Genomic DNA, 11,567 nt, shown 5'->3' on the forward strand with positions numbered 1-11,567 from the left:
GTCATTCCTATTTTCATTGTCACAAAAATAAAGTTTGTCCTATTTTACACACAAAAACGCTTTACTGTTGAAAGATTATTCATGCGTTTGTTAGAGACATAGTTAATACATAATGTTAACTTTCTATTTACATATTATTTAAGGGATGAAACCGATGAATGACCGTACTTATTCTTTAGAAGAAGCCAGTGAGTTAATGAGCCACGCATTTATCTATAAAATGCCTTTTAATCAGCTAATCGGTATTAAACTGGCACACATTAATGACGATTTTGTTCAACTCACCATTGAGAATCGCCAAGAGTTGATCGGTAATTTTACGCAAAATATTCTACATGGTGGCGTGATTGCTTCTATTTTGGATGTTGCTGGCGGGATGGTGTGTATTAACCGCATTTTACAGCGCATTAATCCGCTCACTCATTCTGAAATTGTCGATAAAATGTCTCGCATGGGCACCATTGATTTACGAGTCGATTATTTGCGCCCAGGTCGCGGAGAGGTATTTACAGCGAGTGCAAGCTTATTACGAGATGGTAATAAAATTGCCGTCACGCGTTGTGAATTACATAATGAAAATAATCAACATATTGCAACGGCAACAGCAACTTATCTCGTAGGATGAACCAATCTTGTAAATAATTAGTTACCTAGTAAACTAATAGCTTGTAAAAAAACATGAGCAATGTCACATTAGAAGCATCAAAAATCGAGCCGCATGATCTGCATAATCTACGGCTCGTTATCTCTGTATAAGTTTCTTTTTTGTCTTTAATTCAATTTCAGAGCCAACAATGAGCCAGCAAAATACTACCAAAGGCGTATTATGTGCCTTAGGCGCCTATTTTATTTGGGGTGTCGCCCCTATTTATTTTAAAAGTATCCAAGAAGTGCCCGCAGAAGAAATCCTGACTCATCGTATTATTTGGTCATTTTTCTTTATGCTTTTGTTATTAACCGTGACACGGCACTGGAGTTATCTACGCCAAGTTATCAAGCAACCCAAGAAAATATTAATTTTAGGTGTTACCGCAACCACGATTGCCTGTAACTGGCTGATCTATATTTGGGCAGTCAATAATGGTCATATGCTACAAGCTAGCCTTGGCTATTTTATTAACCCGCTCGTTAACGTCTTATTTGGGATGCTATTTCTACAAGAACGTTTCCGCCGCATGCAATGGATAGCCGTAAGTCTCGCTTTAACTGGCGTTTTAATCCAATTGTGGCAATTCGGTTCTGTTCCCGTGATTGGCTTAAGTCTTGCTGTAACTTTCGCAACTTATGGATTATTACGTAAAAAATTAGGGGTTGATGCACAAATTGGAATGACCTTTGAAACACTTTGGTTACTCCCTGTCGGCATTATCTTCCTGTTATTCTTTGCAGACAGTCCGACTAGCAATATGGCAATGAATGATTGGCATCTCAACGCATTATTAATTGCCGCAGGGGTTATTACTACGGTGCCATTACTGTTATTTACTGAAGCAGCTAATCATTTAAGACTATCAACATTAGGCTTCTTCCAATACATGGGGCCAAGTATTATGTTCTTATTGGCAGTGTTTATGTATGGCGAAGTCATGACATCTGAGTTGCTAATCACCTTTGGTTTTATCTGGGTTGCATTAATTTTATTTACATTAGATGCATTATATACTCAACAAAAACTGAGAAAAAAATAACGCTTATTGTATTTTTGTATCTCAATTAGCTGTTTATTAGCCCTAAACTCAAACACCAGCGGCCGTTTTATATTTAAATCGGCGTTGGTGTTTCATTATATGGAACCAAAACAATTAATTTAATTAATGAAAAAACTCACGAATTTAGTTTTCAATATGCTACGGCTTTTATTTTAAATAACCATAAATAAAATAGATTAATTATCATTAAATATCCTTACCTCTATTCCACAATCAATAATACAGCATAAAAATCAACTAGTTAGATTCAGCCAATTAAGCTTGATTTTCTTCTAAAAATGATTATTATTTAACTTATCTTAAATCCACTTCAATTAATATCTCATCCACTAAACAACTTATTGAAATAAAAGTAGTTGTTTATTTTTTTCAATTAATGATTGCTTAATAGGAACTTGGTAATTATATTGTACGCCGTTTGTATTCACCCCAGCGGATGGTGATGGTCCGATTCATCACTGACGTTTCATTAAAGTGCGCACGATGACATTCAATTTAAGATGTCCTGGTGCGAGGTTTTCTGAAATTGAATACAGCCGGTTCTAAAATTTAATTTAATACAACCATGTAGCGGTAAGACTCTAAATAATTCGAAAACACAACTAGACGGCAAGCAAGAGAGTCGCTAGGAGCATACAAAAGTATGTGACTAGTGCGAACGCGCAAAGCCAACAACGTGGTAATTCGAAGTATGACGAGTATGACTCTAAATAATTCGAAAACACAGCTAGGCGGCAAGCAAGAGAGTCGCTAGGAGCATACAAAAGTATGTGACTAGTGCGAACGCGCAAAGCCAACAACGTGGTAATTCGAAGTATGACGAGTATGACTCTAAATAATTCGAAAACACAACTAGGCGGCAAGCAAGAGAGTCGCTAGGAGCATACAAAAGTATGTGACTAGTGCGAACGCGCAAAGCCAACAACGTGGTAATTCGAAGTATGACGAGTATGACTCTAAATAATTCGAAAACACAACTAGGCGGCAAGCAAGAGAGTCGCTAGGAGCATACAAAAGTATGTGACTAGTGCGAACGCGCAAAGCCAACAACGTGGTAATTCGAAGTATGACGAGTATGACTCTAAATAATTCGAAAACACAACTAGGCGGCAAGCAAGAGAGTCGCTAGGAGCATACAAAAGTATGTGACTAGTGCGAACGCGCAAAGCCAACAACGTTGTGATTCGAAGTATGACGAGTACGGCTGCATTTTAGGTTCACTCGGCCTGTGTATTCAGACAGAGTTGACGTTGTTAAGGGCTTTTGGGAAGGGCTTCAAAATGCAACAGAATACCGTTCAAATGAAACGCGTACTGACCACTCCTGCGTTAGTTTTTTTCGGGCTGGCCTATATGGTGCCACTCGGGATTTTCACCACCTATGGGCAAGTCACTGTATTAAGTGAAGGGCATCTCCCTGTCGCTTATTTAATTACATTAGCTGCCGTCTTCTTCACTGCTATGAGCTATTGTCGTATGACTAGCGCACTCCCACTTTCGGGGTCAGCCTATTCTTATGTGCAAAAAACCTTTGGCGGCACACTCGGCTTTTTAGTGGGTTGGGCACAATTGCTCGACTATCTATTTCTACCGATCATCAACTACATTGCCATTGGGATCTTCGTTCATGAAGCTTTCCCAGATATTCCAATGTATGTGATTATTTGCAGTACCATCACTATTGTTAGCATTATGAATATTTTGGGAATTAAATTAGTTTCCTCAATGAATATGCTAATCATTTTGATGCAAATTGTGTTTATTGGCGTATTTTTATACTTAAGCTTTAAAACATCATTTGTATTGGATACTGATGCCTTATTAGCGCCAATTACAGTCATGGCAGATCAAGTACCAGGACTCTTTGCGGGAGCCGCCGTCTTATGTCTAGCATTCTTAGGCTTTGACGCGATTTCAACCATGGCGGAAGAAACCAAAGATGCACGTAACGCCTTACCAAAAGCGATTTTATACACCGTATTTATCGCTGGTACCTTATTTGTGGTTATTTCCTATGGTGCGCATTTAGTGTACCCAATGTGGCAAGATTTCATTCCGAACACAGATATTGCTAGCCTTGCAGTGATGAAACAGGTTGGCGGTGCGATGATGGCATCCAGCTTTATTACCGCTTATGTGATTGGTGTTTTTGCTTCTGCGATGACATCACAAGCCAGTATCGTGCGGATTTTCTATGCCATGGGCCGTGAGGGTGTACTACCTCGTTCGCTGTTTGCTTATTTGCACCCAAGGCTTAACACACCGATTTATTCAATTATCTTTGTTGCGGTTGCGTCCTTGCTTTCGCTAGTACTATCTTTAAGCATGGTCGCCTCGATGATCAGCTTTGGTGCCCTTATTGCATTCACCTTCGTGAACTTATCGGTCATTAAGCATTTTTATATTGATCGCAAAGCGTCATTAGATAATACAAAAATGATTACCTGCCTTATCATGCCTTCCATTGGTGTTGTTCTCACCTTATGGTTATGGACAAGCCTTGATAGCGAAGCCTTTAAGGTCGGTTTATGGTGGTTAGCAGCAGGTGCCGTTTATTTGGCATTGCTCACCCATGGCTTTACTCGTCGTCCACCTGCAATTTCTGACGATGAAACTGAGATGATTATTAACTAATCATTCAAAGCCTAATAAATGATTACGGGGAAAGCATTAGCCTTCCCCGTTGTTTTTTTAGCTCTGGCTCTTCTCAAGCGCCACTGATACAGACGGTTTACAATGAATAATCAATTTGCTGACGTTATTTATTTTAACGGTTATATCTATACCGCAGATACTCAAGACCGCATCGTTGATGCGATTGCTGTTCGTGATGGTTATGTCTTAGCCACAGGCTCGTCTGATGAGCTTCATCAATACGTTGGGCCAGAAACGGAAAGTATCGACTTAGAAGGCAAAATGATGATGCCTGGCATCATTGATGGCCATATGCACCCTTTTTGGGGGGGAATTCAATTATTCGGTTGCCATTTAAACTATGAATCACTAACCATTAATCAAATTCTCGAACGTGTACAAGATCACTTAGATAAAGACCCACGTACGGGTGAAAATGATTGGTTAAAAGTCACTGCTTGGTTACGCCAAGGCATGATCCCCGCCGGTATTGATATGTACCGCGAAGACATGGACAAACTGAATACCAAACGCCCTGTCGTGCTCTTTTCGAACGATTGCCATACACTGCTTGCTAATAGCCGTGCTCTCGAGCTCTTCGGTATTACCAAAGACACCCCTGAGCCACCAGATGGTAAAATTGGTAAATATGAAAACGGTGAACTTAACGGTATTTTAGAAGACGCCCCTGCGATGCGTGCTGCTGATAGCATCCCTTCTATTCGTGATGATCAAGCGATTGAAGTTGCCGAGCTCGTGCAAAAAGTGCTTAATCAACAAGGTGTTACCATGGTGATGGACGCCCGTGTTTCTGAGCAACAACTCGAGGCATTTGCACAATTACAACAACGCGGTGACCTCACAATTCGTTTCCAAGCTGCGCGTGAAATCACGCCAGACGAAACGCCTAATGTGGCCTCCGTTGCTGCTGCAGTTGATAAAGCGGTTGCCTTCGCTAAAAAATGGCACCAAGCTGATTGGACTCCAACACCAGGTATCGGTTTAAATAATATTAAGATGTTTGTCGATGGTGTGATGCAATTTCCAACCATGACAGCGTCATTATTACAGCCTTATCGCATTAACCAAGGCACCGATGACGCACCAAATTGGGTTGAGACTGACAACTATGGCGACCTCTATTTCACCGCTGAAATCCTCGATGAGCTAATGGAAAAAATTGCGGCAGCAGGCTATGACCCACACTTGCATACCGTTGGCGAAGGTGCCGTTTCGATTGTTTTAGATGCCATCGAAAAAATGCGCGCTGCTCACCCTGAAAAAGATATTCGCCCAGGTTTAGCACACAATGAACTTGTTCATGCGGATGATTACGCACGTTTTGCGCGTTTAAAAACGATTGCTTGTTTGTCTTTCCAATGGGCTGCACCAACGCCTGAGTTAGCTGCATTTGAAAAGAATATGCTGGGTGAAGAGCGTTTTGAGCAATTAGAGCCCATCGCTAAATTTGTTGATGCTGGGGCAGTTGTCGCATTTGGTAGCGACTGGCCTATCGATGACTTTGATGAATGGTATGACTTAAAAGTCGCAGCAACACGCCGAGGCCGTGATATTAATGGCCAACAAGCACCACGACTAGATAATGACCGTGACCTGACTGTGACTGAGGTTCTTCGCAGTGCAACGATTGACTCGGCTTATGCACAGCACCGAGAAGATGTCCTTGGTTCATTAGAAGCAGGTAAATTCGCAGATATGATTGTATTGGATCGTAATGTATTTGAAATCCCTACGGATGATATTGAAAATGTAAAAGTACTGCGTACAATTATCGGCGGAAAAACAGTTCATATTGCTTAGTAGTGAGCTTCATTTCATTATTTAAAATAAAGCGATGAAATAAAATAAACACCCCATGGATTAAATAAAACCTTGGGGTGTTTTTAATTGAGTGCTTAATTCCAAAACCTAACACAATTGAAAAGAGAAATTACGAGGGAATTAACGCCTTCGTAATACAATATTATTCTTCGTAAGAAAATATTGTCTGAACAACCGTATTCCCATGACTAATAACGACATAACATACCCTGTCGCGTATTAATAACGAAACACCTAACACGGTAATACACGCCGATACAAACGCAATCACTGCGAACTTGCTCATTTCCCTTGACCTCTTAATTGTTAAGAGGCACAATCCTAACTGTCTAGGTTTGGATCAGGCCTCGTTGGTGAATAATAACTAACGGGGCTTTTTCATTTCTGATCCAAAATAAGTTACTTGAACCAGAAAAGTTCAAGCACCCAACAGCAGAGTAGCAAAATTTTATATTTTACGCACGTACCAATATTAAAATAATATTATTTTTTAATTTTGATTTTTAATTATATTCGCATAATTAATTAAAACTAAAATAGTTCAGGTGCTTGATACCACAAACCAAACAATTAACGAGAAATTACGAGGGAATAACTCCCCTCGTAATACAATATTATTCTTCGTAAGAAAATATTGTCTGAACAACCGTATTCCCATGACTAATAACGACATAACATACCCTGTCGCGTATTAATAACGAAAAACCTAACACGATAATACACGCCGATACAAACGCAATCACTGCGAACTTGCTCATTTCCCTTGACCTCTTAATTGTTAAGAGGCACAATCCTAACTGTTTGGGTTTGGATCGAGCCTCGTTGGTGATTAATAACTAACGGGGCTTTTTCATTTCTGATCCAGAATAAGTTACTTGAACCAGAAAGGTTCAAGCACCCAACAGCAGAGTAGCAAAATTTTATATTTTTCGCACGTTTAATCTCAGAAAAAGCATTTATTCAAAACACTTGATTTAGATATTATTAAAGAAATAGTTAAATAGGAATTTAAATAAAAAACCATTAATAACTTGTTATTTAAATTATTAATGTTAGGAAAAAGACTAAATTTTTCATTAAAAAAATAACGCTTGCAAAAAAAAATATATCTCGCTAATATCCGCAGCGTTTTCTATTCAATAACAAACTGCAAGGAGGTTTATCATGACAACAACTAATCACACTCTTTGCGGGCATACTCAGTACTAGATTTTTTCTATTCAGTTTTGCCTGCTAATTCACCTTATTTTTTAATTAGAAATGAGTTAATGACTTATGGGCAATACCTTTCATTCTGTGAGCGAACACGTGAGTTATATCGCCACAGAAGCAACATGGATTGAAAGTAAAGCAATCCAACAATTACAAATTACTGCGAACTTACCTGATATGGTATCCGTTGTTGGCATGCCAGATCTCCATCCTGGCCGTGGATACCCAGTTGGTGCAGCATTTTTTTCCACCAAACGATTCTACCCTGCCCTTGTCGGAAATGACATTGGCTGCGGAATGAGTTTATTTCAAACAGATATCAAAAAGTCTAAAGTTAACCTCGATAAACTGGAAAAGCAACTTTCTGAAATGCCAGACCACGCCCCGTTAGCATGGCTTGATGAGCATGTTCCTAATGACATGCAATCACATGATTTTATGACATCACTAAGTTCTATTGGTGGCGGCAATCATTTTGCTGAATTTCAATCAATAGATGAAATATTACAGCCTAAATTATTTGCCGAAAGCGGTTTAAATAAACAGCAGTTGCTGTTACTGGTTCACAGTGGCTCCCGTGGTTTAGGGCAAACTATCTTACGTCAACATGTGGAACGCCACAGCCACAACGGACTTTATGAAGACTCTAATGATGCAAAAGAATACCTACATGCGCATCAGTGTGCACTCAATTTTGCACAGGTAAACCGCCGTTTAATTGGCTTACGCCTGTTGCAACAAGTTAAAGCAACAGGAGAGCTGAGCTTAGATATCAACCATAATTTAGTTGAGCCCTGTAATATCAACGGAATTGATGGTTGGATTCATCGTAAAGGCGCAACGCCTTCTGATCGTGGTTTTGTTGTAATCCCAGGCTCACGGGGGGATTACAGTTACTTAGTCGCCCCTCAGCCGAATGAAGTTTGTCTTAATTCTCTTGCTCATGGCGCGGGTCGCAAGTGGATGCGAACTGAATGCAAAGGGCGATTATCACACCGTTATACACCACTTCAGCTCTCTCGAACTGCATTAGGTAGTCGTGTTATTTGTGCAAATAAACAATTGATTTACGAAGAAGCACCGCAATCTTATAAATCTATTGATACAGTGATTGAAAGTATGGTGAACATTGGCATGATTCAGGTCGTGGCTCGGCTAAAGCCTATTATCACGTATAAAACCAGTGGGGAATGTTAATTATGTTATTACAATTTTCCTCTGCACAGGGCCCCGAAGAATGCTGTATTGCTGTTGAAAAAGCCCTAGCTTGTTTTTTACAAGAGGCAAAAAGCCTTCATGTTACCATTGATGTTTTGGAATCATTTCCCTCCAAACATGGGTTAAAATCTGCCTTGCTTTCTCTTGATGGAGAGCATGGAGAACAACTGCTTCAAGCTTGGTGTGGGACGGTACAATGGCAATGCCAGAGCCCTTTACGCCCCCGCCATAAACGAAAAAATTGGTTTATGAGTGTGACCCATTTTTCACCGATTCAACCGATTGAAGACAGTGAAATTGAATTTGAATTCATCAAAGCTCAGGGGGCAGGGGGGCAACATGTGAATAAAACTGATTCAGCTGTCAGAGCAAAGCATATCGCTACTGGGATTAGTGTAAAAGTCCAATCGGAACGTAGCCAGCATGCGAATAAGAAACTCGCTAAAGCGTTAATTCACTGGAAGCTCAGTGAATACCAATCTCAACAACAAACAGATCTTGATAAACAGCGCCATCTTTCTCATTACCAAATTGAGAGAGGAAATGCATCTTTAACCTTTGTGGGAAAAGAGTTTAAACGATTGATTTAATATATAAATTAGTCACCCTTGTTTTATAGGGTGGCTAATTGGACAAACTTAATTATGTTCTACACAACATCGAGTATGTCTCTACAGATTGCCTTGCAATAGAACTCTCTTTTCCACCCAATGTGACCCCTTCTTGTAATGGAAAGCTGGCTATTTGCTCTCTTAGCATTACATCACTGCTTGGTTGCTGAATAAAGCCATTATTCATTAACTCATTTTTAAAGTTACGAGATGTGCGATAAATTAATTCAAAAGCTGATTCAATTTCTTCTATTTTTTTATTCACCGCATCGAGTGTCACTTGGTAATCTTTGTTTTCTGCTTCAAGATAGTTGATTAAATTCTCATCTTTATTATCTGATTTAATTTCATTTTTTATTTGTTTTTTATTATAACCGATTAAACCCTCAAGTTCTTTTCGATATTCTTTTTCTTCATTTAGAATATTGATATACTTATCTCTATTAAAAAATAAATTCATAACTTAATCCACCCTTATAATTTCCATTTAAATTAATGATAAATTAGTCGTTATTTATAGCCGTATGTAAATGGCAAATTTAAAATAACCAAATTATTCAGGAATTCAACATCTATTTTATTATCGAATGAACAGTTAACTGCCTGCCTCCTTTCAGAGGCGGCATCAAGAGGTAAATGCTAGAGAATTTTTTCGATTAAAAACCAACCAGCTATACTTTCACGTTTTTGTTCTGTAGGTAGTACTTCATGAGGGAATTCTTCTGACATAAAAAAGATCATTCTTCCCGCTAAAGGTTCTAACTTAAACAAATGATTATCTTCTTTATCAAAAACAACTAATTCACCACCATCCCCTAATTTCCATAACTCATTCATATATAAAACTGTTGTTACCTTACGACGACCAGCGCCTCTAGGGTTATCAACGTGTTTTTTATAAAAACCACCATTGGGATAACGGCAAAAATGAGTTTCAAAGTCCCGCAAGCCTAAATACAGTTGGCAATTTAGTGCTTGCCGTATTTCCTCCATTTTATCCATATAAAAAGCAATGGGAGCTCCCATCTCGGGTTCTAACCAAACGGTTTGATCACTGCGAACTGCTTTGTTGCCTTGTAATGAATCTCGATGCCCAATACGCGCATCTTGCAATGTATTTGGTATACATTGTTTTATTTTTTGGGTATCTGACAGGGTCAGAAAATCATCCCACACATACCAACCTTGTGAGGAAAGTGAATCAATAAGTTTATTAATTGACATGATGAATGTTAGGAAGGTTATTCGGTAAAACTTTATACGGCAAAAAGATTAAAAAATAAAATTAAAAACCCGAATCTTATGGATTAAACTATTAAATCAAAGTATTTCACCAAAAAAATCTTTATTTTTCAGAAGGTAAGTATATTAACTAACCGCTATCATCAAAATATTGAATCAAGGTACTCACCTGAGTGAGAACCTTGTTTTAATGTATTATCAAAATGGCCGTTAGTGTGTTACTCCACAAAAGCCTGTTCTTCCCAAGCAGTGATAGGATGCAATAGGTACTGGTGTATTGTGTTGAGAACCAACTAATGCCCCTAGCACGGAGCTAGATTCTTGAGCTGGATTGAAGACAGTGGTTTGATCGCCGACCAATTGAGCCGCTTTATTGATTTGCTCTATAATCATTCCCTTTACAATCACATCTCTTCTTTCCTGTCGATAATCACTAATTAGCTCTTGCTGTAACCGTTTGATTTCAGCTACTGCGTTATTAATATGTATTGACTCACTGTTTAGTTGAACAATCTTTCTTATCGTCCGCTGTCCTAATGGCTCTATAAATTTGTGTGATACTTTAAACTCTAGTAGTTTATTCGTCATAGCATCATTAACAACACGATGGTCACCTTCATTTATCCACTTATTGAATTCACTATTATTATCGTCCAAGTCGTTATCATTTGAATAATGTTCAGAAAAAGAATTTTGATCATCTGAGATCATTTCTTTTGTTTTTGAAACTAATTGCGCCAGTTGTTTAACCGTTTTTTTATGTGAAAGAACCTTAGCATTTATTACAAAAGATTTATCCATTAGGCCATTTATAATTTTATCTGATAATTCAGAGGTACTAGACTGATTTTTTCTAATAATTTGATTGAAATCATTGTCTATCGATTTCTCCAACTTATTAATTTTATTTAATCTATTTCCTACTGACTGCATCAATTCACTGATTCTTTCATACTTAGCATTATTATTCTTAAAATTAATTTCCATATTAATTACCTTAATAAATATTTTTAATATCAAATTTGACAACCAAACTTGATATTAAAACATTATCTCATGTAGAGGTAATATACTAATATAGCTGTCTCTTATACACATCT

General features: G+C 38.3%; 11 protein-coding genes. 6 read left to right on the forward strand and 5 right to left on the reverse strand.

Going from position 1 to position 11,567, the window contains the following annotated elements:
- Window positions 1-154 precede the first annotated feature (154 nt).
- The 4 genes from KDJ85_RS16775 (at window position 155) to KDJ85_RS16790 (ending at window position 6,163) form a co-directional block, all read left to right on the forward strand.
- Window positions 155-625, forward strand: coding sequence for a thioesterase family protein (locus KDJ85_RS16775; RefSeq protein WP_206083130.1), 471 nt, complete (start codon window positions 155-157; stop codon window positions 623-625).
- Window positions 626-794: 169 nt separating this feature from the next.
- Window positions 795-1,688 carry an EamA family transporter RarD gene (gene rarD, locus KDJ85_RS16780; protein WP_225820607.1) on the forward strand — a complete coding sequence of 298 codons (894 nt, stop codon included), beginning with the start codon at window positions 795-797 and terminating at the stop codon, window positions 1,686-1,688.
- Window positions 1,689-2,989: 1,301 nt separating this feature from the next.
- Entirely contained in the window at window positions 2,990-4,342 is a 1,353-nt protein-coding gene (locus tag KDJ85_RS16785; RefSeq protein ID WP_225820626.1) for an APC family permease, read from the forward strand.
- A 102-nt stretch (window positions 4,343-4,444) separates the two neighbouring features.
- Window positions 4,445-6,163, forward strand: coding sequence for an amidohydrolase (locus tag KDJ85_RS16790; RefSeq protein WP_225820608.1), 1,719 nt, complete (start codon window positions 4,445-4,447; stop codon window positions 6,161-6,163).
- Between the two features lie 163 nt (window positions 6,164-6,326).
- Here the strand turns inward: KDJ85_RS16790 and KDJ85_RS16795 are convergent, their stop codons facing one another.
- On the reverse strand, window positions 6,327-6,470 hold the full coding sequence (locus tag KDJ85_RS16795; RefSeq protein ID WP_225820609.1) for a Hok/Gef family protein: 144 nt from the start codon (window positions 6,468-6,470) through the stop codon (window positions 6,327-6,329).
- Window positions 6,471-6,798: 328 nt separating this feature from the next.
- The gene (locus tag KDJ85_RS16800; RefSeq protein ID WP_225820610.1) at window positions 6,799-6,942 is read right to left on the reverse strand and encodes a Hok/Gef family protein; all 144 of its coding nucleotides are present in this window, start codon (window positions 6,940-6,942) and stop codon (window positions 6,799-6,801) included.
- A 517-nt stretch (window positions 6,943-7,459) separates the two neighbouring features.
- Between KDJ85_RS16800 and KDJ85_RS16805 the strand changes: the two genes are divergently transcribed.
- Complete coding sequence (locus KDJ85_RS16805; protein WP_225820611.1) at window positions 7,460-8,593, forward strand: RNA ligase RtcB family protein; 1,134 nt, start codon at window positions 7,460-7,462, stop codon at window positions 8,591-8,593.
- A gap of 2 nt (window positions 8,594-8,595) precedes the next feature.
- Entirely contained in the window at window positions 8,596-9,204 is a 609-nt protein-coding gene (gene prfH / locus KDJ85_RS16810; RefSeq protein ID WP_225820612.1) for a peptide chain release factor H, read from the forward strand.
- A 52-nt stretch (window positions 9,205-9,256) separates the two neighbouring features.
- Here the strand turns inward: prfH and KDJ85_RS16815 are convergent, their stop codons facing one another.
- The 3 genes from KDJ85_RS16815 to KDJ85_RS16825 all read right to left on the reverse strand — a co-directional run bounded on the left by KDJ85_RS16815 (window position 9,257) and on the right by KDJ85_RS16825 (window position 11,454).
- A complete protein-coding gene (locus KDJ85_RS16815) occupies window positions 9,257-9,685 on the reverse strand; it encodes a hypothetical protein (RefSeq protein ID WP_225820613.1) in 429 nt (142 codons plus the stop codon).
- 179 nt (window positions 9,686-9,864) lie between these two features.
- Entirely contained in the window at window positions 9,865-10,449 is a 585-nt protein-coding gene (locus tag KDJ85_RS16820) for a 2OG-Fe(II) oxygenase (protein WP_225820614.1), read from the reverse strand.
- A gap of 228 nt (window positions 10,450-10,677) precedes the next feature.
- Window positions 10,678-11,454 carry a hypothetical protein gene (locus tag KDJ85_RS16825; RefSeq protein ID WP_225820615.1) on the reverse strand — a complete coding sequence of 259 codons (777 nt, stop codon included), beginning with the start codon at window positions 11,452-11,454 and terminating at the stop codon, window positions 10,678-10,680.
- Between the last annotated feature and the right edge of the window lie 113 nt (window positions 11,455-11,567).

It is taken from the genome of Providencia vermicola (assembly GCF_020381325.1).
GTDB lineage: Bacteria > Pseudomonadota > Gammaproteobacteria > Enterobacterales > Enterobacteriaceae > Providencia > Providencia vermicola.

Coding starts and splice junctions, on each gene's coding strand:
- KDJ85_RS16775 (WP_206083130.1), top strand. CDS start 155: ATGAATGACCGTACTTATTCTTTAGAAGAAGCCAGTGAGTTAATGAGC.
- rarD (WP_225820607.1), top strand. CDS start 795: ATGAGCCAGCAAAATACTACCAAAGGCGTATTATGTGCCTTAGGCGCC.
- KDJ85_RS16785 (WP_225820626.1), top strand. CDS start 2,990: ATGCAACAGAATACCGTTCAAATGAAACGCGTACTGACCACTCCTGCG.
- KDJ85_RS16790 (WP_225820608.1), top strand. CDS start 4,445: ATGAATAATCAATTTGCTGACGTTATTTATTTTAACGGTTATATCTAT.
- KDJ85_RS16795 (WP_225820609.1), bottom strand. CDS start 6,470: ATGAGCAAGTTCGCAGTGATTGCGTTTGTATCGGCGTGTATTACCGTG.
- KDJ85_RS16800 (WP_225820610.1), bottom strand. CDS start 6,942: ATGAGCAAGTTCGCAGTGATTGCGTTTGTATCGGCGTGTATTATCGTG.
- KDJ85_RS16805 (WP_225820611.1), top strand. CDS start 7,460: ATGGGCAATACCTTTCATTCTGTGAGCGAACACGTGAGTTATATCGCC.
- prfH (WP_225820612.1), top strand. CDS start 8,596: ATGTTATTACAATTTTCCTCTGCACAGGGCCCCGAAGAATGCTGTATT.
- KDJ85_RS16815 (WP_225820613.1), bottom strand. CDS start 9,685: ATGAATTTATTTTTTAATAGAGATAAGTATATCAATATTCTAAATGAA.
- KDJ85_RS16820 (WP_225820614.1), bottom strand. CDS start 10,449: ATGTCAATTAATAAACTTATTGATTCACTTTCCTCACAAGGTTGGTAT.
- KDJ85_RS16825 (WP_225820615.1), bottom strand. CDS start 11,454: ATGGAAATTAATTTTAAGAATAATAATGCTAAGTATGAAAGAATCAGT.